Consider the following 24,971-nt stretch of genomic DNA (forward strand, 5'->3'; position numbering starts at 1 on the left):
GCCGTTTCCTGTTTACAGCAATGTTGTTTAGTTAAGCAGTTTCAGGCAGAGGGGTGTAGAGTTCGTCGCGCGGAGAAACACACCCCCGCAGCCGCACAGCCAAACCCGCCCCCTCTCAAGAGGGGAGTATGCTAAATATGTTCATTGTCAATGTGTTATGTAGAAAAAACGGTGGCCCGTGTGATTCCCCTCTTGAGAGGGGCGGAGGGGTGTGTACTATGCGAGCGATTGTAAATCCCAGTGTTCTTATCTACTATTGTATTTATTTTACAAAATTGCGGTGCTGAATGTTATCATAAAAGCCCCCGAAAAGATTTTTCTTAACGGCCTCTTCTTCAAAAAAAGCCGCCGGAAAGCCCAGGTCGTAAGCGCTTATTTTATCGAGCCTGCTCATGTGTTCATCGCTCAGGGTTACATCAACACATTTTAAATTTTCTGCAACTTGCTGTGGCTTGGTGGCACCCACAATAGGAATACACGAAAAGCTTTGCTGCATCAGCCATTTCAAAGCGACGCTTGATGGTTCAACACCTAAGTCGTTAGCGATATTCACCACTTCGCGCGCAATGTTGGTGCTTCTTTCGTTCAGGCGATTGCTGGTCTCCTTAATCCGGCCCCGTTCGCCACGGAGGTATTTGCCCGATAATGCTCCGCCCGCTAATGGCGCCCAGGGTAATACCGTCATGTTATAATGCTGGGCCATGGGTATTAGCTCTCTTTCCACTGTACGCTGTATCAGGCTATATTCAACCTGTAAACCAATAAACTGGCTCCAGCCCATCAGCTCGGCCATAGTATTGGCTTTGGATATTACCCAGGCAGGCGTATCTGATATGCCGATGTACATGATCTTCCCCTGCTTTACCAGGTCATCCAGGCCCCTTAAAATCTCATCAACAGGGGTTAAATTATCCCAGATGTGCAAGTACATCAGATCGATGTAACCGGTATTTAAACGCTTTAAGCTGGCTTCAACCGAGCGCATCATGTTTTTACGGCTGTTGCCGCTGGCATTAACCTGTTTGGTGTTTTCGTACAAACTGTATTTGGTGGCTACCACGTAGCTATCTCTTTCGGCGGCAATAAATTCGCCCAAAAAAACTTCGCTGGTACCTTTGGTATAAAAATTAGCGGTATCTAAAAAATTACCACCGGCATTTACATAGGTATCAAAAACCTGTTTGCTTACCTCTTTATCGGCACCCCAACCATTCTCGGTGCCAAAACCCATCGTACCGAGGCATAACTCGGATACCTTAAGGCCCGATCTTCCTAATGTTTTAAATTTCATCATGTTGTTGTTCTCTTTTATCATCTTCTGGGTTTTCGGTAGTGTCTTGCTGCTCAACGTTAGCAATCACACTTTCGGCATATTCAGTTTGGTCGCCCAGTAACAAACCCCAGGGTTTCAAGTCGTTTACCCTGTCGAAAATTATTTTTACAATAGCTAAAACCGGTATCGATAAAAACATACCCGATATATCCCATACCATTTCGCCAACTACTACGCCCAGCACTACAATTAGAGCGTTCAGCCTAACCTTTGAGCCTACTATGCGTGGCATAATAATGTTACTGTCAACCAAATGCACACCAACTATGGCTGCTGCTACCTCTATCGCCTTAGCAGGGCCGGATGTACCTAAGGTGAGTGTTGTGCCAATGGCCATGGCGGTAAATATACCCACGTATGGAACAAGGTTAAATATCCCGGTAATTAAGGCCAGTAAAAGCGCGTATTTGATGCCCAGGATAGTTAATATGCCGAATACTATGATGCATACGGTGAGCATTTCGAGAAACAGGCCCGAGATGTACTTCTTCATGATGTATTGAATTTGCTCTGCAACATCAAAAACCAGCACCTCGCTATCTGTGCCAAAAGCCTTCAGTAAAAAGCCGATCAGTATCTTGCGGTAAAACAAAACAAAGAAGGTATAAATAAAGATGAATACCAGGAACAGCACGATAGACGAAAGCGATAAGAAAGCAGAACCTATAACCGAGGCTCCTGCGGCATTAGCCTCTTTTTTAACCGTATTAATTTGCTGGTTTACGTTGATATGAAACTCATTCACCAGCCAGCGGTGCAGTTGGTCTGTGATGTTGGTAAATTGTTCTTTGATCTTGGGGATATCTTCTGATAAGGTACCCATCTGTGATCCAACCAGATAAATGATAAGCGCGATAAATGCCGTAAACAAAATCACCGAGATCATGGCTGCGCCTCCGCGCGGAATACGGCACTTGTTTTCTAAAAACCGGGCCATTGGCAGTAGTAACATGGCAAACAAAAACGAAAATACCAGTGGGGCCAATAGCTCTTTACCTATAATGGCGATATAACCGATGCATAGCAGGCTAACTAATACAAATGCAAGTTTGGCATAATAGGGTAAAACGGTTTTATTCATTGAGTTTCAATTTAAACAATATTACAATTTGCATGTAATATAAATTATTTTTTTGGTGTTGATTCACACTGTTAACAATTGTTGGGCCAAAAGGTTAAATATTTTGCTTTACTAAAAACATGGCTTAATCATAAATTAAGCTAATTTTGTATGATAAATCCGATGGATATTTTTGATTACAAAGCCGCGATAAAAAACATTCCGCATAAACCAGGAGTATACCAGTTTTGGAATACTGATAACGAGCTGATTTACATAGGTAAAGCCAAGGATCTGCGTAACAGGGTAGGCTCGTACTTTAACAAGGATCTGAATGTTAACGGAAAAACCAGGGTGCTGGTTAGCAAAATACGTAATATCACGTTCACCATTGTTGATACCGAGGTAGATGCCTGGTTGTTAGAGAACAGTCTGATTAAAAAACATCAGCCACGCTATAACATTTTGTTGAAAGATGATAAAACCTATCCCTGGATCATCATCAAGAACGAAAATTATCCCCGCATATACTGGACCAGGACCATTGTACGCGATGGCTCCAAGTACCTGGGCCCTTATGCTTCGGTGAGCATGATGCACGCCATATTGAGCCTGATACGCGAAACTTATCCCTTACGTACCTGTAGCCTGCCTTTAACCAAGCCTAATATTGATGCCGGCAAGTTTAAGGTTTGCCTGGAATACCAGTTGGGTAACTGCAAGGGGCCCTGCCAGAATTATCAAACCGAGGATGACTATGCCAGCAACATCGAAGAGATTAAAGATATTCTGAACGGTAAAATAGGCACGATATTAAAAAACTTGAAAGCCGATATAGAGAATGCCGCCCTTAACATGAACTTTGAGCTGGCGCATCAGTTAAAGCGCAAGTTTGATTTGTTGGAAAATTATCAGAGCAAATCGACTGTGGTTAACTCTTCAATTACCGATATCGACGTTTTCAGCATAGCATCCGAAGAGAAGTACGCCTTTGTTAACTTTTTGAAGGTGATGAACGGCACCATCATCCAAACACAAACCATCGAGCTTAAAAAGCGCCTGGACGAGGATGATGAAGAGTTGCTCACATTCGCCATTACCGAGTTCCGTGAGCGTTACAGCAGCAAAGCCAAAGAAATTATTGTGCCTTTTGATATCGACCTCGATGACCCACACATTAAATTCACGGTTCCTAAATTAGGCGAGAAGAAAAAGCTGTTAGATCTGTCCCAAAAAAACGTCACCTTTTTTAAGCGCGATAAAATTGAGCAATATGAAAAATTAAATCCGGAAGTACGATCTGAGCGCTTACTGACGCAAATGATGAAGGATTTGCGCATGAACCAGCTGCCAAGGCATATCGAGTGTTTTGATAACTCCAATTTTCAAGGCAAGTACCCTGTTTCGGCCATTGTTGTATTTAAGGACGGCAAACCATCTAAAAAGGATTACCGCCACTTTAATGTTAAAACGGTTGAGGGGCCTAATGATTTTGCCACCATGGAGGAAGCCGTTCACCGGAGATACCGGAGGATGCTGGATGAAGGCGGCGAATTACCCCAGTTGATCGTGATCGACGGAGGAAAGGGGCAGCTATCGTCAGCCTTAAAAAGCCTTAAACTTTTGGGTATCGATAAGCAGATCACAGTAATTGGCATAGCCAAACGGTTGGAAGAGCTGTTTTATCCCGGCGACCAGTACCCTATGTACCTGGATAAAAAATCGGAAACGTTGAAAGTGATCCAACACCTGCGTGATGAAGCGCACCGTTTCGGCATTACCTTTCACCGTAAAAAGCGCGACAAGGGCACGTTGGCTACCGAACTGGAACTGATTGACGGGATAGGAAAAACCTCGGCCGAAAAGCTGTTGAAATATTTTAAATCGGTCAAAAAGATCCGCGAAGCCACAACCGAGGAGCTACAGGAAGTAGTTAACACCAAACAGGCCAAAGCCATTACGCAATATTTTACGCAGGATAAACAGGAAATAGTATAGGCATAATGATAAAGTGCATGGGCGGGTTATCTCACACCTCGCTTGTTATTATAGATCGCTAATCCGTTTTAAAAATTAAGATGGATCAATAAAAATCACACAATTTTCAACAGCAACGTAAGTTTATGGAAATATGGCGCTGACCAAATTTCCAGCACTTTTGGATCGCGGATAAATCGCCTTATATCATTTACAACATAAGTCATTTTTACAGTATCAATCCGTTTAGCCAGGAGTTCTCTGAATTCAGTTTCAGTTATTGTATCCTTGTGCCAGTCGCCACTATCCTTAGCCCTGATTGCGAAATGATTTAAATTCAAAGGGATTCCTTTTCGGATATACCATTCCATATCATACCAGTCGCGTCCTTTAACATTGTTGCCCCATTTGCGAAAAAGAAGGGCATGCATTTTACCAGCGAAAAGATTGGGCTGGGTAAAGCATTTCACGTAAAAGGAGAAAGGCCGCGACAGAAGCTTTTCTTCGGTTTCAAATCCTAAAGGAGGCTCCCGGTCAACCTCTATCTTAATGGTGATGTTAGCCACCTGGCTCAGGCCATTTTGTGGAATAATGTTTTCCAATACAAGTTCTTTCCAGATAGTTTCGGATTTTAAAAAAGCCGAGCCGATATTTGTTTTATTTGTCTTTGGCTTTTCCCTGATGGTTACCCGCATACCCAGGGCCTCAAATTCATGAATGATCGCTTCCTGGTATTTGTGTAATGTAAACCCCGGCTCAACGGCCAGCAACGAAAAATCAAGATCCTCCGAAAAGCGGTCGAGGCCATAGAATATCCTCAATGCCGTACCTCCATAAAATGCAGCGTTTTCAAAAAAGCCAGCCCTGTAAAGTCCCGCCAATGCAATCTCCTGCATAATTTCTCTGAGCGCGTCTTTTGCCTCCTGTTGGTTTGCCGGCTTATAATCGTCCAGCCACTCTTTTATCATAAGCTGTCAATCGTTTTAATAACCATCAGCAAGCTTTCTTTTTTCGGTGCATTATTTATCCATTCCTCCATCATCGGGGTATTAAACTCTTTTAATGCCGTTTCGTCCATTCGCAAATTATCAACCAAGTAGCTGTAAGCACCTGCCATACTTCTTAATGTCAACCCGGAAGTGGTTACAATCTTGTCGCATAGTGCTTTTTCGGGCGATGCAACTATAGCGTATTGCTCAGATAAGAGTTTTATTGTCCGTAAGCCAAAAGAATAATAAGGTAAAGGCAAGTGGGTATAAGTGAACACGCCCATCGGCGTATTAAATTCTCTGGAGGCCTTAGTGGTCATAGAGGCGATCTCATATACCCGCTCGGGTATCAAACCGTAATATGATAAAGCAGTATCTACAGATACATAGCTGGGTCCAAGGATATGATTAGCCATTAAGGTGGTTTCCGGCTTAATGGCGTGTATTTTTTCTCCGGCTATATACAGTCCTTTTTTTACTGACGATAAAAGACCCTCTGACTTCAATGCATTGATCTTATCATTAGGGCGTTTATAATCCTTTAGCCACGACGTTAACAGCTGGTGTGTTAACGGTTGGGTAGAATGATGATATATTACCTGATCAATCGTCATTTACAAATGTAGATATATCATAAGATAATCGGAAATTACATTTGTTGTATAAAATGAAAAATTGAAGTAGTTCCTAAGCCTCCGTTTTTTTTGCTGCCGTTATGGTTACCTTCATCATCAAAAACTCAATTTCTTATCAGCTTCAGTAGTGCCGGGTTGCTGCTGTTTATAAGCATTGCAATCCAGGGTAATAGTCAAAGGTGCTTTCGGCGGATCAAAATCCACATTCTTTTTAATGCCCAATTCGCTATTGGCGTATACCTTTTTCATGTACAGGGCAAAAATAGGCAATGCCGAGTTGGCACCTTCGCCCAATGAAGTAGAGCGAAAGTGGATGTCGCGGTCTTCGCACCCGGTCCATACGCCGGTAACCAATTGTGGGGTAATGCCGATAAACCAACCATCAGAGTTGCTTTGGGTGGTTCCGGTTTTGCCGCCTATGGGGTTACTCAGGCCGTATTTATACCGCAACCTCGAGCCAGTTCCGCTTTCAATAACACCTTTCAACATATAGGTCATTACATATGCGGTTTGCTCGTTCAGGGCCTGTACAACTTTAGGTTTGTTCTCGTACAATACGTTGCCGTTTTTATCTTCAATACGCAGCAGGTAGGTTGGTTCCGTCCAGATGCCGTGGTTGGCAAATACGGAATAAGCGCCGGTCATGTCGTATACCGACGCGTCAAAAGTTCCTAAGCAGATAGACGGATACGGCGGTACAGGGCTTGTTACGCCCATCGTTTTAATGAGCTTGGCTACCTCTACCGGGCCAACTTCTTTCATCACGGCGGCGGTAATCCAGTTTTGCGACCAGGCCAGGGCCTCTCGTAATGTTAATTGACCCGGGCGCGTGTCTGATGAACCTGGAATCCAGTCAGGCCCAAAACCACTAATTGTTACAGGTACATTCGGTATGATCATACAGGGCGAGTACCCGTTATCGATGGCTTGCGCATAGGTGAAAGGCTTAGCTGTTGATCCCACCTGCCGGGTACCTTGCTTTACTTGGTCGTACTTAAAATGCTCAAAGTTAATACCGCCTACCCATGCTTTGATGTAGCCGGTGGTTGGGTCCATGCTCATTAATGAGTTTCGCAACAGCATTTTGCAATACACAATGGAGTCGATGGGCTTCATCGTGGTGTCGATATTGCCTTTCCAGGTAAACAAGTTCATTTTTACTGGGGTATCAAAATCAGTTTTGATCTCCTCGTCCGATTTTCCTTCGGCCCTTAATTCGCGATAGCGGTCGCTGCGGCGCATCCCCTGGTCAAGCAATAGTTTGAAATTGGCAATAGTTTTCCACTTGCTGATCCCTTTCCAGTGTTGGTTAAACTGGTTTTGCAGAACGCGCATATACTCCTTTTGTGCTTCCTCTGCATATTCCTGCATGGTTGAGTTAATGGTGGTATAGATCTTCAACCCATCACGATCCAGATCATAAGGTACACCGTTATTGTTGATGGATTTATCTTCAAATATCTGCTGCACATTACGTTTTAAAACATCCCTGAAATAAGTGGCCAGCCCATCATTATGGTCAATGGGGTTAAAATCAAGGCCTAATGGTTTGTTTTTAAACTCTTCTGCCTGCCCATCGGTTAAAAAGCCGGCTTCGGCCATACGGCCTAAAACTAAATTACGGCGTGCCAAGGCGCGGTCGGCGTGTCTTAAGGGCGAGTAAAAACCTGTTCCGTTCAGCATACCAACTAACAAAGCAGCCTGGTCTGGGCTTAGCTTATCAGGCGTGGTATTGAAATAGGTACGCGCTGCCGATTTGATACCAAAGGTGCTGTAGGCGCCAAAATCAACCGTGTTTAAATACATGGTGATAATCTCTTGCTTGGTATAACGGCGCTCAATGCGTACAGCGGTTATCAGTTCCTTTAATTTTTGTGGAATGCGTTTGTAAAAGTTATGCTCGCGGCCTTTATCCGAAAATAAGTTGAGCGCCAATTGCTGGGTAATGGTACTGCCGCCTTGTTTGCTGCCTAAAAGGTTATGCAAAAAGATGGTAAATATCCGGCTGAAATCAATCCCCGAATGCTCGTAGAAACGTTTATCCTCGGTAGCTATCAACGCGTTGATCACATTAGGCGAAATGTCTTTATAGTTTACGTTCGACCGGTTCTCAATATAGTAAGTACCTAAAACTTCCTTATCCGACGAGTAGATCTCAGACGCCTGGTTACTCTTGGGATTTTCCAGATCGCGGAAGGAAGGTAGCTTGCCAAATATTTCAAAAGAAGTAAGTAAGATAATTAAAACAACAAAGGCGAAACAGCCAATGATAAATTTCCATATCATTAAATTGTATCGTTTGATATCCTGGGGAGTTAAAGTACTATTAGGGGTTTTGGTCCACATGGGTTAATATTTTTTTTGATAGAAGTCAAAATAGCTATCCAAGGTTTTCTTGTCAGCTAATTTATCCAGATTTTCTTGTGTGATGATAAAAAAGTTGTATTTATCCGCAGGTACCTTCATAATTTGTGGTAACAGTGGTGCAATAGCACGGGCATAATCTTTAACCGTGGCCAAACTGCCAAAACGGCCAACATAAATTAACTGATGATCGGCTACTGGTTTCAATTGGTGCTTAATGGTGCTGCCCGGCAAGTTGGCCCTGTTGAATTGCCCGATGCCGAAGCGCGATGGGGCAAGGCTAACGGTATTGGTAGCCACATCAATTACAAAGTAATAATTTGTGCTGTCTTTCAACGAGAATATTGACCGTGCCTCTTTAACTGTTGCAACTGGCTGGGTAGTGTTGGTTGCCGGTGGGCTTACTACCGGGGCTGTATTGCTTACGGGTTGTGTTGCCGGTTTGACAACGTTAACGGCTGGTTGGCCCTTTTTTACCGGTGCAGTAACAGGTTGTGTTTTAGCTATCGGTCTGTAAGGTATACCAGGAGTAACATCGATAGGCCTCAGCAAAAACGGGATTTCGTTAGGGTCGCCGTCTACCAGTACGGTTGGGCGTTGCCTGATTTCGGCTTCATTGGCATCTATAAAAGTAAGATGCTGTTTAACCAAAGGGGTAACCAGCCGGTCATCCGGAAATTTATCGACAATTTCCTGTAGCTCTTTCCGGAAAGGATCAAGTGTTTGCGCGTGGCCCATGGCTACGGCTCGTAGGTAGTAAACCTGTGAGGTTTGGTTATTGCCGGCGTGCTGGTCTATCAGTTCGTTCGCTCTTAAAATGGCATCAGGATAATTTCGTTTGGCTACCATGTCAAAAAGTTGATTATAGAACGCCGTATACTCAGCATTTTTATCATTCAGCTTCTGATTAAAGTCTGGATCAAGAATAACCTTTGCGAAATTTGATTCAGGGTACTCTTTTAGGATCAGGTTCTTGTAATAATCGGATTTGGTCTGATCGATATCGCTGTAAAGCCTGTATAAATTATAATAAAAGGATGCCCTGTTCGCCGTGTTTGGAAAGCGGGTCAGTATCAGTTCGTAAGTGGCGATAGCTTCTTTGCGGTCGTCCAGGATATCACGGTAAAAAGAAGCAATGTCAGTATAGGCATTTAAAATACGGGAATTTGATTGTAAAAGCTGGCCCGGTGTAAGCGGAATATTTTGCAATATATCCTGCTGTATTTTGTTAGACATTACATCGGCCGCTGTTTTTTGCGCCTGGCTGGGGTACGCACTTGAACTTAAACTCTGAATAGTGGCGGCCACAGGTGCACTGTTGCTTTCGTTTGGCGATTTTACACTCCGCCTCCAGTTATCGGCTAAAGGGCGGTTGCCCCATACTCGTTTAAAATCGGTAAAGCCCTGGCTTATGGCGCTGCTGTTATAAAAATAAAAAGTGCTTGCATTGTTAGAAACACTTGCGCTTGATTGTTTAAACTGCCCGGCGTTGTTATTTAAAGCACTGGCGGTATTATTACTGATGGTTTTTTGTTGCAGTATGCGAGCATTGGCCATGGCCAGGGTTTTAGCCATGCGGTCGCCTTCGTCCATTTTGGCCAGCATTTGTAAAGTATCTTCGCGTGCTATGGTTTGCAGCCTGTCTGTTAACAGTTGCAGGTTGTTGGCTTTTTTATAAATAATCTGGTATCCCGGGTAATTGGGCGATAAATTAGTTAAGGTGCTATCATAATATTTTTTAGCGTCGGCATAATCGGCCTTGTTTTTAAAACTGATGTCGGCCAGTCTTAAATAGGACAGGCCTTTCTGGTTTAAATTTTTAGTGCTTTTGCGTACCGATAGCTTAAAGTTTTTAATGGCATCATCAATGTTGCCCTGCGCAAGGTAGAGTTCGCCTATCTGGAAATAGATCTGGTCGATAAAATCCTGATTTTTATCGTCTTTTAGCAATTTAAGCAGAGCGGCGGTACGGCTCAATTTCTGGCCGTTCTGGTTTTCCTGTATCCTGATGCGGTTAAGGCTCGCGTTAAAAGCCATCTCGAACGGGGCGTTGCTGTTAACTACCCTGGTATAATTTGTAACGGCTTCATCAGGTTTATGATTATTTTCTTGCAGTTGTGCCAAAATGAATGTCCAGCGCAACCGGTGCTTTGCGTCCTGACTATAATGTATGGCTTGTTTGGCCATGTCTTCGGCATGCTGATACTTTTCTACGTCCATATCGTACTGTAGACGGGTTGCGTATACATCGGCTATGTTTTTCTGTTTGGGGAAAATGCTTAAAAGGGCAGTGTCTAATACCGTATCTGCCAATAACATCTGGTCAATGCGCATCAGAGAGCGGGCTTTCCATACCCGGGCCTCCTGTACCAGGTTTTTTTGCTGCGGATAGCTACGTATCACATAGTTTAAAAACTCAATGGCATTATAAAAATTAGCTTCCAGGTAATTGGCCTTACCCAGCACCAGGTAGGCATCTCCTATATAATGGCTCTGATCTTTTTCGCTGATAATGGTGTTGGCCCGTTTAATTACCGATTCCAGTTGTTTATCTGGCGTAGCGGTTTTGGCGGTGGTGTCCTGGTAAACGCTCAGCAGTCTGTCATAAGCGTCAACATAGCCAAGAGCGTAGTCTTCCTGTTTTTGCTTCAGAATTTCATTCGCGTTGAAAAGGATGTTGTAACGTGCCGTTAAATTTTGCATGCTACGGTTAAACGCACTCTTTTTCTCAAGCGTGCATCCGGCCAGCAATACGCCCAGCATCCAGAAATTAAGTTTGATAATAAATTTTAACGATGGGCGCAATCTCAATTTCTTTTTAACAATTAGTAACATGCAAAGGTATTTGATAAATTATTTGTTCAAACCAATTTTGCATACATTATTCAACGAATTATTTAGATAATTTTGCACATGCAATTACCCACTCCTCCTGATAACGATAATAAGCCAATCAATAATTACGCTAAATATAGCAGTATTGGTATTCAAATGATTGTTATCATCGGAGTTTTTTCGTTCGCAGGGTACGAGATCGATCAGCATGCTGCACACAAAATTCAATGGGTTACGGCCTTGCTGTCGCTTACAGGGGTGTTTGTATCGTTATATATTGTTATCAAATCGTTAAAGAATTGAATATATCGCGTTTTATTATTTCGTACTTTATATTTACCGTTATGGTAGCGGCTATCCCTGTTGCACTGCATTACAGCGGATATGCTTATATGCTGGTGAACAAGTTTAACGTGATGTTCTTTTTTTTCTCGGTGCTTACTTTTATGGTGAGTATCGCGGTCATCATGACCAACAAAAAAAATCAATCTTTGGCGGCGCAAGTGTTTTTAATAGGCACCACGGTAAAGTTACTTTTATGCATGGGTTTTGCCCTCGCATATCTGCATCAAAACCGCGTAAACAATCTTTATTTTTTGGCCTGTTTTTTTTATTTATATTTATTAAATACGGTCTTTGAAGTTTATAGTTTGTTAACTAACTTGCGCAACCAAAATTCTAAGTAAAAATCACGCTATAAATGAATTTTAGCCACATTTTGAATACAAAAAAAATTACCCTCGCCCTAATTTGCGCCGTTTTTCTGGCGTTTTTGTCCGCACGATCATTCGCGGCACAGGACAGTGTAGGACAGTCAGAGAAAGAAAAGAGCACGGAAAAAAAAGAATTTAATCCGAGCGAGACGATCCTTGAACACATTGCCGACTCCCACTACATTCACTTTTATGGTGATAAATTTATGGGCCTGCCTGTAATTTTGTACACGGACAAGGGGCTTGATTTTTTCTCATCGGATGTGTTTGATCACGGCAAAAAAACTTACCAGGGCCATTACACTTACAAGCTGGAAGAGGATAAAGTAAAAGCTGTAAATGCCGCCGGCGAAATTGACACCGCCGCCAAAGTTTACGACTTCTCGATCACCAAAAATGTGGTATCATTATGGCTGTCGGTTATATTATTGCTGATTATATTTTTATCGGTAGCCGCATCGTACAAAAAAACTGTGGGGAAAGCACCTAAGGGCTTTCAATCCCTTATCGAGCCCGTTATCGTTTTTGTACGCGACGATATTGCCCGCCCTAATATCGGTTACAAATACCAGCGCTTTATGCCGCTGCTGTTAACAATCTTCTTTTTTATCTGGATCAATAACCTCATCGGCCTGGTGCCTTTCTTTCCCGGAGGGGCTAACCTAACCGGAAATATCGCGGTAACCCTGGTATTGGCAACCATCACCTTAATTGTGGTGAATGTTAATGGCAACAAATACTACTGGAAGCACATCTTTTTACCCGATGTACCATTCTGGCTTTATCCTATCATGTGGCCGGTTGAGTTGATCGGTATCATTTCAAAGCCTTTCGCCTTGATGATCCGTTTGTTTGCCAACATTACCGCAGGGCACATTATTGTGTTGAGCTTAATATCGCTCATCTTTGTTTTCAAAGCGGCTGCAGTATCGATTGTGTCGGTTCCGTTTGTGGTGTTTATGGATGTTTTAGAGTTATTGGTTGCCTTGTTGCAAGCCTTTATATTTACCTTGCTAACCGCACTGTTTATCGGTACGGCTATTGAGGAGCATCACCACTAAAATTGTAATTAATTATATATACTATATTCACTTAAATTTTAAAACAATGTTTGGAAGTATTGCTGCGTTAGGTGCAGGTTTAGCAGTTATCGGTGCCGGTATAGGTATCGGTCAGGTTGGTGGCAAAGCTATGGAAGGTATTGCCCGTCAGCCAGAAGCTGCCGGTAAAATTCAAACCGCCATGATTATCGCTGCGGCCCTTATTGAAGGTGCGGCTTTATTCGGTGTGGTAGTATCGTTCCTGGGATTGAAATAATCATTCCCCTAACAAAACAAAAACTGTATTCTGCAGCGATTGGCGGCAGATACAGTTTTTAAAGATTTGATTTATTTAGAAGCATAATAATTACTTAATATGAATCCATTAGTTACCCCCGAAATCGGACTGGTATTCTGGACATCGGTTGCATTCCTCATCTTGTTTTTCCTGTTAGCAAAATTTGCCTGGAAACCGATTATGAGTGCTATCGACGAACGTGAACGCTCTATTGAAGATGCTTTACTGAAGGCTGAAGCTGCCAAGGAAGAGATGGCCCGTTTAACTGACGAGAATGAAAAATTGTTGAAGCAGGCCCGTGCCGAGCGCGACCTGATATTACGAGAAGCCAAACACCTGAAAGATCAGATCGTTAGCGAAGCAAAAGAATCAGCTCAGAAAGAAGGTGCCAAAATGCTCGAAAAAGCACGTATTGAAATTGACAATCAAAAAGCTATCGCAATGGCTGATGTTAAAAACCTGGTTGCTGAACTATCGATAGAAATAGCTGAAAAGGTTTTACGTAAACAGTTTGAAAAAGCGGATAAACAGGACGAATTGGTTGCTGATTTGTTGAAGCAAGTAAAATTGAACTAGATATAAGTATTGGGATGTGGGATCTGAGACAAGATTCACATATCTTGATAAATTGAAAAAAAAGATTTGGAAAAGGTAATAAGGTGATCGATAGAAGGTCGCAGGTTGCCAATCTAACATCTCAATCCAAAAATTAATATGTCTGAATTAACAGTAGGGTCCCGGTATGCCAAATCATTGATTGATCTTTCGCAGGAACAAAACATTCTGGAAGAGGTAAAAAAAGATATGGAGCTGTTTTTACATACAGTAAAGGCAAACCATGAGTTGTATGCTGTTTTGCGTAACCCCATTATTGCGCACGATAAAAAGATCAGTATACTTAACGCTATCTTTGGCGATAAGGTAAGCAAGGCTACTATAGGTTTCTTTAATATCATGATCAGTAAAAGCCGCGGTGAGGTATTGTATTATACAGCGCAGGAATTTATTTATCAGTACAATAGCAAAAAGAACATTGTTAGCGCCTTGGTAACATCGGCCACGCCTTTATCTGAAGCGAACAAAAAACACATCATAGATTTACTGCAAACTGAAGTTGGTGGAAACATCGATTTGCAAGCTAAAGTAGACCCTAAGTTAATAGGCGGCTTTATTATAACCGTTGGCGACAGGCAGGTAGATACCAGCATTGCCAATAGCCTGAAAAAGTTAAAAATGGAATTTGCCCAAAAGGCAGTTTAATTAATTATACAAACTAAACTCTAAAATAAATAAAATGGTAGAGGTAAGACCAGACGAAGTTTCAGCAATATTGCGTCAGCAATTGTCGGGCTTCAAGTCAGCATCTGAATTAGAAGAAGTAGGTACTGTACTCCAGGTGGGTGATGGTATCGCCCGTGTTTACGGATTAACCAAAGTACAATCAGGCGAGCTTGTTGAGTTTGACAACGCTTTGCAGGGTATCGTGTTGAACTTGGAAGAAGACAATGTTGGTGTTGTATTACTTGGCGCATCTGATGGTGTTAAGGAAGGCGATACTGTTAAACGTACCAGCAAAATCGCATCTATTAAGGTAGGTGAGGGTATGCTTGGCCGTGTAGTAAACACTTTAGGTGAGCCGATTGATGGTAAAGGACCAATTGCAGGTATCACCTACGAAATGCCTTTGGAGCGTAAAGCACCAGGGGTAATTTACAGGCAACCGGTTACGGAGCCTTTGCAAACAGGTATTAAGGCTATCGATGCCATGATTCCGATTGGCCGCGGACAACGCGAGTTGGTTATTGGTGACAGGCAGACAGGTAAAACTGCGGTTTGTATTGATACTATTATTAACCAGAAAGAGTTTTACGAAGCTGGTAAACCAGTATATTGTATTTATGTAGCTATCGGCCAGAAAAACTCAACCGTAGCTAACATTTTGCGTACCCTGGAAGAGAATGGTGCTATGCCTTACTCTATCATTGTTGCAGCATCTGCTGCAGACCCTGCGCCAATGCAGTTTTTTGCGCCATTTGCTGGTGCCGCTATCGGCGAATTTTTCCGTGATACCGGACGTCCTGCATTAATTGTTTATGATGATTTATCAAAACAAGCGGTAGCTTACCGTGAGGTGTCTTTATTATTACGTCGTCCACCGGGCCGTGAGGCTTATCCTGGTGACGTGTTTTACCTGCACAGTCGTTTGTTAGAGCGTGCCGCTAAAATCAACTCGGTTGATTCAATTGCGCAGGATATGAATGATTTGCCGGAGTCTATCAAGCATATTGTTAAAGGTGGTGGCTCGTTAACAGCGTTGCCAATTATCGAAACACAAGCTGGTGACGTATCGGCTTATATCCCAACCAACGTAATCTCGATCACCGACGGACAGATCTTCCTTGAATCAAACTTGTTTAACGCAGGGGTTCGCCCGGCTATCAACGTAGGTATCTCGGTATCACGTGTGGGTGGTAACGCGCAGATCAAGTCGATGAAAAAGGTTGCAGGTACCTTAAAGTTAGATCAGGCTCAATACCGCGAGTTAGAGGCTTTCTCTAAATTCGGTTCAGACCTTGACGCTTCAACCAAAACCGTACTGGATAAAGGAGCACGTAACGTGGAGATTTTAAAGCAAGGCCAGTTTTCACCTTTAACAGTTGAAAAGCAAGTTGCTATTATCTACATCGGGACCAAAAATTTAATGCGTAACATACCTGTTAATAAGGTAAGAGAGTTTGAGACTGAGTTTTTAAGCCAGCTTGAGCTGCGTAATCCTGAAGTTTTATCGGCTTTAAAGGCAGGTAAATTTGATGATAGCCTAACAGGCGTGTTGGAGACTGTAGCTAAGGAATTGGCTGGAAAATATTAATGAGATGTGCGTAGTTGGTATTGCGTATTGCGATTAAATGCCAATACTAACTATTCGATGTAATAAAGAGGAAGGTATAGTTGCCCCGAGATTAAAATAATCTCAATACGCGCTACGCTTTAATCAATACCCACAAAAATGGCAAACTTAAAAGAAGTAAGAAACCGGATAGCGTCCGTTAAGTCAACCCAGCAAATCACCAAGGCCATGAAAATGGTTTCGGCGGCTAAACTGAAGCGGGCTACTGATGCTATTGTGCAGTTACGCCCGTATGCCGGTAAGTTGAACGATATATTGGGCAACCTGTCGGCAAGTATCGAGGATGGATCTTCGCCGTATTTGCAGGAACGCGAGCCTGTACGTGTATTGATTGTTGTTGTAGCATCAAACCGTGGTTTGGCGGGTGCGTTTAATGCTAATGCTATTAAAACAGCCAATAATTTAATAGCCGAAAAATACAGCGAGCAACTTAAGGCGGGTAATGTATCAATTGTAGGTATAGGTAAAAAGGCACAGGAGTTTTACACCAGGCGCAAATACAACGTAATTGGAAACAATAACGAACTGTTTACTGCGCTGAATTTTGAGAATGTATCGAAAGTTACAGAATCGATTATGCAGGGTTTCGTAAATGGCGATTACGACCGTGTTGAAGTGGTATACAATCAGTTTAAAAATGCTGCCATGCAGATTTTAAGAACTGAGCAATTGCTGCCCGTTCCGAAAACTGAAAAGAAAGCCAATGTGCCAACGTCAAATGTTGACTACATATTGGAGCCATCTAAAGAAGAGATAGTTGAAGAGCTGATCCCTAAAAATATTAAGATACAATTATACAAAGCAGTATTAGATTCACATGCTTCTGAGCATGGAGCCCGTATGACGGCGATGGATAAGGCTACTGATAATGCCGGAGACTTGCTGCGCGCCTTAAGGTTATCATACAACCAGGCACGCCAGGCAGCCATCACTACTGAGCTTACCGAAATTGTGAGCGGCGCGGCGGCTCTATCCAGTAATTAAAAGTATCGTACCAGGTATAAACCTGTTTGATGTAAAGGCTCCGGTTATCCGGGGCCTTTTTTTGTTTTATTTGAATGGTGTGGTGAGTATTCTATAGACGGCTCCGAAGATGCATTTTGGTGTGTGACATTAGCTAAAGCCGTAATGTCCTGTTTTTATTAAAAATCATTCCCTCTATTAGTGTTGTATATTATAAACAAAAATTTTATATTTGTTTATAATATACAACGGCGTGCAAACAAAAAAACAAACTTTGCTTCCAAAATTCCAAAAATTACTGGAACAGTTGGGCGAAAATATTAAACTCGCGCGGAAGCGTAGACGCTTGACTACCATTCAGGTATCTGAACGGGCAGGCATTGACCGTACTACGCTATATTATATCGAAAAAGGAAATCCCAGTGTTTCACTTGGTGCTTATTTTAATGTATTAAGGGTATTAGGATTACAGGATGATTTTTTAAAACTGGCTGCCGACGACGAGTTTGGAAAAAGGTTGCAGGATTTGAAATTATTAGGCAAAGCCAATGGCAGATAAGATAGATGTATGGGTGTACGCACATTGGAGAGGAATGAGCGCTCCCAAGCTTATTGGAATATTATCTGCACATCAGGCTAAGGGCAAGAAGGCATTTAGCTTTTCTTACGATAAGGAGTGGATTACAACAAAGGAGCAACTGTTGCTTGATCCGGACATTGCCTGGTTTGGTGGACACCAATATCCAACCGGAAAAGAAAATTTTGGCATATTTATGGACTCAATGCCAGATACCTGGGGTAGAACGTTGATGAGGCGCCGTGCTGCTATTTTTGCCCAGGAGCAAGGCAAGAAATCGCCTGTTTTATACGATATAGATTTTTTATTGGGTGTTCACGATATGAGCCGGATGGGAGCATTACGCTTTAAAACAGCACCTGAAGGAGATTTTTTGGACAATGACCCAATATTTCCAACTCCACCATGGTCGAGTATCAGGGAACTTCAATACGGGGCATCGCTAATAGAATCAAATGAAAACGCCAACGAGGTAAAGAAATGGCTGGCGATGCTTATGGCTCCAGGGTCTTCATTGGGGGGCGCAAGGCCTAAAGCCAATATACTTGACGAACAGGGACACCCCTGGATTGCCAAATTCCCTTCGAAAAATGACACGATTGATAAGGGGGCATGGGAATATCTTGCATACCAACTGGCTGTTAATGCCGGTATTGCTATGGCAGAATCCAAAATAGAAAAGGTGGCAGGAAAGTATCATACCTTTTTCACCAAGCGGTTTGACAGACAGGGCCATGAGCGCATTCATTTTGCTTCAGCTATGACTATGACCGGGAAAAATGAAGATCTGATACGCGACGAAGCACCTTCATACCTGGATATCGTCGAGTTTATCCAATTCTCTGGTGCCACAGTGGTAGAAGACCTGCACCAGATTTGGCGCAGGATGATTTTCAATATATTCATTTCCAATACTGACGATCATCTTCGTAATCACGGTTTTATATTAAAAGAAGAGGGATGGCGTTTATCACCTGCTTTTGATATCAATCCATCTGTTGACAAAAATGGATTGGCATTAAATATTGATATGGATAATAATGCATTGAATATAGATCTTGCAAAAAGCGTAGGACAATATTTTCGCCTTGGCGTAAAAGAAATGAATATTATTATTGATGAAGTGCAAACGTCAGTATCAACCTGGGAGCGGCTGGCAAATGAAATAGGTATCACGCGTAGCGAACAGATGCTGATGCGTAGGGCATTTATGTTATAATGGAAGAGATGGATACACAGGGAAATATCTTGTTGTTCACTTCTGTTTGCAAGGATGGTAAGATGTTTTGCATTGTGCTGGAAAAAGGGAGGTAAGGTGTTGATACGCCTGCATACTTTTTGATTGCTACCGTTTTCGCGTTCATAAATAGATTTGAGTCACTTCAGAATAATGCTGAAAAGTGGTTTATTGCTGCTGCTTCCGATGAAGGTGATTGGGTAATTCAGCTGAATGTTTATTGATAAATAACAGTGTACAGGGCTTGGCACAAAATAAAAGAAGCCGCCCTGTTAACCAGAGCAGCTTCTTTCATAAACATAAGCTTTAAAAAAAGCTTAAAGGTGCTTGGGGTAGTTATACAGGTGAACTCCGTGAGTTTTAAAACCTTGCTGGTCTTGCGTGTAATTAACTACTACGCCAACAGTAACTTGTGTTGAGGCGGTTAATTTAAACGACACGGCTGAATTAGTAAACGGAGCATAGTTAATACCGGTATTTCCTGGTATGGCACTATAGTCTGGTAGGGATGTGCTATTAGGCGCTACAACCACGTAGGCTACGTCTTTGGTACCCTGCCAAACAAAAGGAGCGATATCAAAAGTATAACTGCCTGCGGGCAGAGTTATGGTTTGGTAGATTTTACCGTTTAAAATTTGAGGCGAACCCCAGCCCGACTCCAGATCCATATTGATGCCGTCGCCATCTGTTGCATATCCGCCCTTGCCGTTATGGCTGAGAGCGGCCGCATTCGTTGTCCACGAGGCCAGTGTTCCCCATCGGCCGCCCGCATCCATGCTTGATGCAATGAAATTATTGCCAGGGTTTTGAATATACTTGGAGGTTATATCGTTAGCCGGGCCTATTACCAGGGCATCTACATCTATAATAACTATGGTGGTAGCTAAAGCCTTGTTCAAAGCATACTTTGATGGGTTTGCTATGGATACCGCTAAAACCATTTTTTTGCCGGTATACTGCGCTTTTTTGATTGTGGCCAGATCTATCGACAGGTAAAATGTTCCGGCTGTGCTGCCCGATGCAATATCGATGTGCGATGGCAGCGTATACATGGCATCAGGCATTAATTTATAGGTAACCGTATCAATTACTCCTGAGGTAAATAGCTGGCGCACCGTATCGCTATTGGTTTTGATATCTACACCATAGCCATCTTTACCGGGGCCGGATACCGAAACGCCTAAAATAACGTTCACCTTACCTTTGGTTTGATCAACCACATAATTATAGGTGGATGAATCGGTGCCCGATGGCACCGGGTAATTGTTGTTCACACCCCCGGATTTGAGAATGGATTGCGGCATATAGATCATGGAAAAGCCGTACGATAATTGAGAAGCGTCCTTTTTACAGGAGCTGATTTGCAGTGCAGAAACGATTACTGCGACAGCGAACCATAGCGTGTTTTTGAATTTCATAACTTGTTATATTTCGTTAATGATAATTTACCAACCTTGATTTTGGATCAAAATTCCGTTTGATTTAGATACTTCTGTTTGGGGCAACGGGTAGTAATACATTTTGGTAGCATCAAACACCCGGTTCTCAACCACAACATTGCTATTGTATGTAAACTTTCCTGAAGCATCCTTGCCTACGGCAACACCCCGGATAGCCTGGTTTAATACCGTGGCCGCGTCTTTCCAGCGTAGCAGGTCCCAGTAGCGGTAATCTTCAAAAGCCAGCTCAATGCGGCGTTCATGTTTTACCGCTGTTCTGAAAGATGCCTGATCAGCAACGGTTACCAGCGGCATTTGTACGCCTGTGCGGCTCCGTACCATATTAAGTGCCTGGCGGGCCGTTAGCCCATAGCCATTGGCATTATCCGGGCCATAAGCCTCGTTCATCGCCTCGGCGTATTCCAGCAACACTTCGCCATATCTAAAAATCGGGAAGTTATGTACGGCAGTTTGGCCCTGCGTAAGGTTGAGGTTATCGTTAACAAACTTTTTAAGGTAATAACCTGTACGGCTGGTATTAGTTATCGACATGTCGTCCGTTCCGCCCGGTGCTTCGTTAATAGTGCGGCTGTTCCATGTACTGTTGTTGGTTACGATAGAAAAACCCAGGCGTGGATCACGGTTGGAATACGGGTTTGTAGCGTCCGGTGTAGAGGTATATTCGTAATCGTCTACCAGGTTTTGCGAAGGTGTTATTCCGCTGGCTCCCCCTTGTGTAGTTATCGGATAATTTTGCGTTTCCAGCGTATTATTGGCCTGGTACCGGATGGCCCAGATCGTTTCGGCACTTGTTAACGGATTATTGAGCAAAAAGTAATTACGATAGTTACCATCTAACGCATACTGGCCTGCCCCCTGGCCAAATACCACCAGGTCATGCAAAGCGCTTGCGGCGTTCTGCCAGCGTGTAACGTTATTTGTGCTGTTATGCAGCGGGCTTGCAGCAAATAAAAGCGCACGGGCCTTTAAGGCGAGGGCGGCACCCTTGCTTAACCGGCCGTCGTTATTGGTAAACGATGATGTTTTCCAATTTACCTGCACACTGTCTTTAAAATTGTCTACCTCGGAGGTGATAAAATTGATAATATCATCATACGAAGACTTTGGAATGTTGGTGTTATCTGAGATAGACAGCGTTTTGGTTACCAGCGGAACACCACCATATCGTTTGGCCAATTCAAAATAATACCAAGCCCGCAAAATATGGGCTTCACCGCGGTACCAGGTAATGTTAAGTAAATCGTTTTGATAGCTGAGTTTGCCGCTGGCCGATATGGTATCGCGGTTCATGGCTAAAAACGATTTGTAATTGCCTGAATTTTCCAGGAAATAATTGGCGGCCCTGATGCCGGCGTAATAGCTAGCGTAGTAATTATCAGGATTGCTATTGGCGTTCCAGCTGCCGTTGTTAAACAACATGACGAATGAGCTTGACGCGGTTTGCTTAGCTTCGTCGGAAACGGGTGCAAAAAGATTATTATCTATCATGGTAAACTCATTGCGCAGGTAAATGTATGGCGCATTGCCAAACCCGTACAGCGAGCTGTAATTGGAGTTAAGGGTTTCTGCCGTTTGAGAAGTATCAATTTTGGTGTCAAGAAAGTTTTTTTGACAACTGCTAACAGCCACCGCCAGTATAACGGTAAAAAATAATGCCGCATATATGTTTTTTCTTTTCATGTTAATCATATTAAAATTTCAATGACAGGCCAAGGTTATAAGATTTTAAGGCCGGGTAGCCTGATGTTGTTTCAGGGTCGATATTGTAGTGCTTGCTTAAATATGACCATGTAATAGGGTTAACCGCGCTAACATAGATACGAAGGTTCTCGGTATGGATTTTTTGAAGCAACGCCGGCGAAAAGGTATAACCTAATTGAGCATTTCTCACACGCAGATAATCGCCGCTAACCATCCAGAAGCTGGAATACCTGTAGTTATTGCTGTTGGCCAGGGTAGATAACCTGGGATAAGTAGCAGTTGCCCGTGTATCAATTCCTTGCGTAGGATAATAAGCCCAGGCATTTTGTGCTATGGCATAAACGTTGGTATTATTAACTAAACCTACGGTTTGGTAATAGGCTGCTGATAGCAAATTTACATTGTTGCCCGATGCTCCCTGAAACTGTACCGAAAAATCAAAGCCGCTGTAATTTACTTCGGCGTTAAAAGTATAAGTGAGTGTCGGGAATGGAGATTTGCCGATTGCTGTAACGTCGTTTTGATCTATTTTTCCGTTCCCGTCAAGATCCTTGTATTTGATATCGCCGGGTTGCACTGCACCAAATGCAGGCACAGGTTGCCCGGACTTGAGCGTGCCATCGCTGTTAAAGTCGGTTGTGTTATAAAAGCCTGTGGAAACCAGTCCGATAGGGGTGCCGATAGCTAATCCGGTAGTTTTACTGAATGAGTTGACTGTTGGAACTTCAGATTGGTAGTCCACCGTGTTTTTGGCAAAAGATGCACTACCGCCAAAGTTATAGTTGAATTTACCCGCATGATCGGCATACTGGGCGCTTATTTCAAAACCTTTATTGGTTACTTTTCCAATATTGAGGTAAGGCTGCGAGCCGCCAAACGTTGCCAACAGGTCATTGCTCTTGGTAACAATGCCACTGCGCTTATCTAAAAACACATCGGCTGTTAATGAGAGTTTCTTAATTAACGTTATATCAAAACCCATATCGTATTTCAAGCTTTTTTCGGCAGTGATGTTTGGATTGGCAATGTAACTTTGTGCCGTACCGGTGTTGCTTGTTAAGCCGTTATTACCGGTATAGTAAGTGCCGTTTGTTGTAAAGTATTGCTGGTACAGGTATCTGCCGTTGTTGGTTTGATCGTTCCCGGATAAGCCAATGGAGCCGCGTAATTTAAGAAAGCTGATCACGGAGGAGGATTTGAGGAACGATTCTTCAGATAAAATCCAGCCTGCGCCAACTGCCGGATAGGCTTTCCACCTGTTACCGGGGGCATAACTATCGGAGCCGCTATAACCTACATTCAAATCCAGTAAGTATTTGGCGAGGTAGGCATAGTGTACCGCCGAACTTAAGTTCTCGTAATGATAAAAGATATTGTTTCCCGTATTTAAACCAGGGCTGTTGGTAGAATAATCGGTCATGAAATTACTGGCCAGGTATTCTACTGCTGCGCTTATCCGGTGGTTGCCGAAGGTACGGTCGTAGCCTGCGGTTAAGGTACCTTGTTTCCAGTCGTATTGATTAACCGGCGATGATCCATTGGCCACTATGGTTGTCTGTTTATCGGTTGTACTTTGTGTGCCATTGTAGTAGCGCGAGTAAGTAGCCGTATAACTAAACGCGTTGCGTGTCCAGGTATTTAAAGAGGCAGCCTCTTTTAAATACAGGCCCGGAGTAATAAAGTCCAGTCTTTCTTTAAGCGCGAAGTTTGCCTGCAATGTCCTGTCATGTGTGCCAATCCAACCTAATCCATGCAGTGATGCAACCGGGTTATTAGGATATAATGCCGTGCCAGACCAATGGCCGGTAAGGCTGTCTCGAACGGGATAAATGTTTGATGGATAGCTGGCTAAATCCTGCCATAGTTGCGGGCCATTGTAGTTAGGGTAATGCCTGTCTTCAATTCTTCCCCCCAAATCAATCCGGGCCTCAAAAATTTTAAAAAAGTTAAGGTCAAGATTGGTACGGATATTAAATCGTTGTATTTGCGCATTTGATGTAGAGGCCGTATTAGCTATATCATATAGCCCGCCCTGATTCATATAATCCAGTATCACCGCATATCTTGTTGCCGCGTTTCCACCATTAAAGTTAACGTTGGCATCGGTGTAAGGAGCATTTTTACGGAGTACCTGATCAAGCCAGTCAACATTTGTGGCAGTACCATTTTTATAAGCTTGTAGTTGCTTGTCGCTGTATTTAGGCGTCCATAAAAATTGATAGCCGTTTAGGCTATAGTTATCATTACTTATAGCCTGGTTGTACAGCCGTGCATAATCATAAGCGCCAAGCGGTTTGTTAATATTGATGGCTTGCTGCAGGCCGCTAACTACGTTTACTTCCACTTTGGATGGGCCGGTTTTCCCTCTTTTAGTTACAACCCATAAAATGCCGTTTGCTCCTTTCATTCCAAAGCTGGCCAGCGCGGCGGCATCTTTCAAAACTGTGATGCTTTCTATTTCGGCTGGCGACATATACTGAAAGTACGACGAGGTGGTTTGAAAGCCATCTACATAAATAACAAGCGAACTATTGTCATAAGTACCTCGCCCGCGAATGTATAAAGAGGCTGCATCATATCCCGGTTCGCCAGATCCCTGTAGTACGGTTAGGCCAGGTAAGCGGCCATATAAGGTATTGGTGATATTAGCGGTTGGCGTTTGATATAGTGTTGAGCCGCTAACCGAGGCTTGTGCTTTTACATTTTCCGCGTCCGGAATATTTAACAAGGTGCCCTTTGCCATGCGTTTCATCGAGTCAACAGGGGTAACGCTTGTGGGAATATTTTTTTGCTGGGCGCTTAACAACTGTGCACTCAATGGCAAAGTGATAATAGCCCATATCATGAGTTTAATCGTTTTTTTCATATCATCGCGTAATTA

The 24,971-nt window shown here is 43.0% G+C and carries 20 protein-coding genes; 11 read left to right on the forward strand and 9 right to left on the reverse strand.

Annotation, left to right across the window (positions count from 1 at the left end; genetic code table 11):
• Positions 1-262: 262 nt before the first annotated feature.
• Both MUCPA_RS19775 and MUCPA_RS19780 read right to left on the reverse strand, forming a co-directional pair.
• Positions 263-1,294, reverse strand: a complete 1,032-nt coding sequence (locus MUCPA_RS19775; RefSeq protein WP_217220278.1) for an aldo/keto reductase — start codon at positions 1,292-1,294, stop codon at positions 263-265.
• Complete coding sequence (locus MUCPA_RS19780) at positions 1,281-2,414, reverse strand: AI-2E family transporter (protein WP_008508856.1); 1,134 nt, start codon at positions 2,412-2,414, stop codon at positions 1,281-1,283. The genes MUCPA_RS19775 and MUCPA_RS19780 overlap by 14 nt, the downstream gene beginning before the upstream one ends.
• A gap of 162 nt (positions 2,415-2,576) precedes the next feature.
• Here MUCPA_RS19780 and uvrC point away from each other — a divergent pair, with 162 nt between their 5' ends.
• Complete coding sequence (gene uvrC, locus MUCPA_RS19785) at positions 2,577-4,391, forward strand: excinuclease ABC subunit UvrC (RefSeq protein WP_040626174.1); 1,815 nt, start codon at positions 2,577-2,579, stop codon at positions 4,389-4,391.
• A gap of 95 nt (positions 4,392-4,486) precedes the next feature.
• Here the strand turns inward: uvrC and MUCPA_RS19790 are convergent, their stop codons facing one another.
• The 4 genes from MUCPA_RS19790 to porW form a co-directional block, all read right to left on the reverse strand.
• Entirely contained in the window at positions 4,487-5,338 is an 852-nt protein-coding gene (locus MUCPA_RS19790) for a nucleotidyl transferase AbiEii/AbiGii toxin family protein (RefSeq protein ID WP_008508858.1), read from the reverse strand.
• The gene (locus MUCPA_RS19795; RefSeq protein WP_008508859.1) at positions 5,335-5,973 is read right to left on the reverse strand and encodes a type IV toxin-antitoxin system AbiEi family antitoxin domain-containing protein; all 639 of its coding nucleotides are present in this window, start codon (positions 5,971-5,973) and stop codon (positions 5,335-5,337) included. The genes MUCPA_RS19790 and MUCPA_RS19795 overlap by 4 nt, the downstream gene beginning before the upstream one ends.
• A 117-nt stretch (positions 5,974-6,090) precedes the next feature.
• On the reverse strand, positions 6,091-8,340 hold the full coding sequence (locus MUCPA_RS19800) for a transglycosylase domain-containing protein (RefSeq protein ID WP_008508860.1): 2,250 nt from the start codon (positions 8,338-8,340) through the stop codon (positions 6,091-6,093).
• Between the two features lie 3 nt (positions 8,341-8,343).
• Positions 8,344-11,193 (reverse strand): type IX secretion system periplasmic lipoprotein PorW/SprE, encoded by a 2,850-nt coding sequence (gene porW / locus MUCPA_RS19805; RefSeq protein ID WP_008508861.1) that lies wholly within the window; start codon positions 11,191-11,193, stop codon positions 8,344-8,346.
• A 78-nt stretch (positions 11,194-11,271) separates the two neighbouring features.
• Here porW and MUCPA_RS19810 point away from each other — a divergent pair, with 78 nt between their 5' ends.
• The 10 genes from MUCPA_RS19810 (at position 11,272) to MUCPA_RS19855 (ending at position 18,911) form a co-directional block, all read left to right on the forward strand.
• Positions 11,272-11,496, forward strand: coding sequence for an AtpZ/AtpI family protein (locus MUCPA_RS19810; protein ID WP_008508862.1), 225 nt, complete (start codon positions 11,272-11,274; stop codon positions 11,494-11,496).
• A 41-nt stretch (positions 11,497-11,537) separates the two neighbouring features.
• A complete protein-coding gene (locus MUCPA_RS19815) occupies positions 11,538-11,879 on the forward strand; it encodes a hypothetical protein (protein WP_008508863.1) in 342 nt (113 codons plus the stop codon).
• A 14-nt stretch (positions 11,880-11,893) separates the two neighbouring features.
• Positions 11,894-12,967, forward strand: a complete 1,074-nt coding sequence (atpB, locus tag MUCPA_RS19820; RefSeq protein WP_008508864.1) for a F0F1 ATP synthase subunit A — start codon at positions 11,894-11,896, stop codon at positions 12,965-12,967.
• Positions 12,968-13,013: 46 nt separating this feature from the next.
• Entirely contained in the window at positions 13,014-13,223 is a 210-nt protein-coding gene (gene atpE, locus MUCPA_RS19825; RefSeq protein WP_008508865.1) for an ATP synthase F0 subunit C, read from the forward strand.
• A gap of 99 nt (positions 13,224-13,322) precedes the next feature.
• Complete coding sequence (gene atpF / locus MUCPA_RS19830) at positions 13,323-13,820, forward strand: F0F1 ATP synthase subunit B (RefSeq protein WP_008508866.1); 498 nt, start codon at positions 13,323-13,325, stop codon at positions 13,818-13,820.
• A 138-nt stretch (positions 13,821-13,958) separates the two neighbouring features.
• Entirely contained in the window at positions 13,959-14,504 is a 546-nt protein-coding gene (gene atpH / locus MUCPA_RS19835; protein ID WP_008508867.1) for an ATP synthase F1 subunit delta, read from the forward strand.
• Between the two features lie 34 nt (positions 14,505-14,538).
• Positions 14,539-16,113, forward strand: coding sequence for a F0F1 ATP synthase subunit alpha (gene atpA, locus MUCPA_RS19840; RefSeq protein ID WP_008508868.1), 1,575 nt, complete (start codon positions 14,539-14,541; stop codon positions 16,111-16,113).
• A gap of 138 nt (positions 16,114-16,251) precedes the next feature.
• Positions 16,252-17,136 carry an ATP synthase F1 subunit gamma gene (atpG, locus tag MUCPA_RS19845; RefSeq protein WP_008508869.1) on the forward strand — a complete coding sequence of 295 codons (885 nt, stop codon included), beginning with the start codon at positions 16,252-16,254 and terminating at the stop codon, positions 17,134-17,136.
• A 232-nt stretch (positions 17,137-17,368) separates the two neighbouring features.
• Positions 17,369-17,674 (forward strand): helix-turn-helix domain-containing protein, encoded by a 306-nt coding sequence (locus MUCPA_RS19850; protein WP_008508870.1) that lies wholly within the window; start codon positions 17,369-17,371, stop codon positions 17,672-17,674.
• Complete coding sequence (locus tag MUCPA_RS19855) at positions 17,664-18,911, forward strand: type II toxin-antitoxin system HipA family toxin (protein WP_008508871.1); 1,248 nt, start codon at positions 17,664-17,666, stop codon at positions 18,909-18,911. Before MUCPA_RS19850 ends, MUCPA_RS19855 begins: the two co-directional genes overlap by 11 nt.
• Positions 18,912-19,246: 335 nt before the next feature.
• Here the strand turns inward: MUCPA_RS19855 and MUCPA_RS19860 are convergent, their stop codons facing one another.
• From MUCPA_RS19860 to MUCPA_RS19870, 3 genes are read right to left on the reverse strand one after another with little or no spacing between them, the layout of a single operon-like run.
• Entirely contained in the window at positions 19,247-20,347 is a 1,101-nt protein-coding gene (locus tag MUCPA_RS19860; protein WP_008508873.1) for a DUF5013 domain-containing protein, read from the reverse strand.
• A 27-nt stretch (positions 20,348-20,374) separates the two neighbouring features.
• A complete protein-coding gene (locus tag MUCPA_RS19865; protein WP_008508874.1) occupies positions 20,375-22,069 on the reverse strand; it encodes a RagB/SusD family nutrient uptake outer membrane protein in 1,695 nt (564 codons plus the stop codon).
• A gap of 10 nt (positions 22,070-22,079) precedes the next feature.
• On the reverse strand, positions 22,080-24,956 hold the full coding sequence (locus MUCPA_RS19870; RefSeq protein ID WP_008508875.1) for a SusC/RagA family TonB-linked outer membrane protein: 2,877 nt from the start codon (positions 24,954-24,956) through the stop codon (positions 22,080-22,082).
• Between the last annotated feature and the right edge of the window lie 15 nt (positions 24,957-24,971).

Source organism: Mucilaginibacter paludis DSM 18603 (genome assembly GCF_000166195.2).
Classification (GTDB): domain Bacteria; phylum Bacteroidota; class Bacteroidia; order Sphingobacteriales; family Sphingobacteriaceae; genus Mucilaginibacter; species Mucilaginibacter paludis.

Coding starts and splice junctions, on each gene's coding strand:
- MUCPA_RS19855 (WP_008508871.1), top strand. CDS start 17,664: ATGGCAGATAAGATAGATGTATGGGTGTACGCACATTGGAGAGGAATG.
- MUCPA_RS19815 (WP_008508863.1), top strand. CDS start 11,538: ATGGTAGCGGCTATCCCTGTTGCACTGCATTACAGCGGATATGCTTAT.
- atpG (WP_008508869.1), top strand. CDS start 16,252: ATGGCAAACTTAAAAGAAGTAAGAAACCGGATAGCGTCCGTTAAGTCA.
- MUCPA_RS19860 (WP_008508873.1), bottom strand. CDS start 20,347: ATGAAATTCAAAAACACGCTATGGTTCGCTGTCGCAGTAATCGTTTCT.
- porW (WP_008508861.1), bottom strand. CDS start 11,193: ATGTTACTAATTGTTAAAAAGAAATTGAGATTGCGCCCATCGTTAAAA.
- MUCPA_RS19780 (WP_008508856.1), bottom strand. CDS start 2,414: ATGAATAAAACCGTTTTACCCTATTATGCCAAACTTGCATTTGTATTA.
- MUCPA_RS19810 (WP_008508862.1), top strand. CDS start 11,272: ATGCAATTACCCACTCCTCCTGATAACGATAATAAGCCAATCAATAAT.
- atpA (WP_008508868.1), top strand. CDS start 14,539: ATGGTAGAGGTAAGACCAGACGAAGTTTCAGCAATATTGCGTCAGCAA.
- MUCPA_RS19800 (WP_008508860.1), bottom strand. CDS start 8,340: ATGTGGACCAAAACCCCTAATAGTACTTTAACTCCCCAGGATATCAAA.
- MUCPA_RS19870 (WP_008508875.1), bottom strand. CDS start 24,956: ATGAAAAAAACGATTAAACTCATGATATGGGCTATTATCACTTTGCCA.
- MUCPA_RS19865 (WP_008508874.1), bottom strand. CDS start 22,069: ATGAAAAGAAAAAACATATATGCGGCATTATTTTTTACCGTTATACTG.
- MUCPA_RS19790 (WP_008508858.1), bottom strand. CDS start 5,338: ATGATAAAAGAGTGGCTGGACGATTATAAGCCGGCAAACCAACAGGAG.
- atpE (WP_008508865.1), top strand. CDS start 13,014: ATGTTTGGAAGTATTGCTGCGTTAGGTGCAGGTTTAGCAGTTATCGGT.
- uvrC (WP_040626174.1), top strand. CDS start 2,577: ATGGATATTTTTGATTACAAAGCCGCGATAAAAAACATTCCGCATAAA.
- atpB (WP_008508864.1), top strand. CDS start 11,894: ATGAATTTTAGCCACATTTTGAATACAAAAAAAATTACCCTCGCCCTA.
- atpF (WP_008508866.1), top strand. CDS start 13,323: ATGAATCCATTAGTTACCCCCGAAATCGGACTGGTATTCTGGACATCG.
- MUCPA_RS19775 (WP_217220278.1), bottom strand. CDS start 1,294: ATGATGAAATTTAAAACATTAGGAAGATCGGGCCTTAAGGTATCCGAG.
- atpH (WP_008508867.1), top strand. CDS start 13,959: ATGTCTGAATTAACAGTAGGGTCCCGGTATGCCAAATCATTGATTGAT.
- MUCPA_RS19795 (WP_008508859.1), bottom strand. CDS start 5,973: ATGACGATTGATCAGGTAATATATCATCATTCTACCCAACCGTTAACA.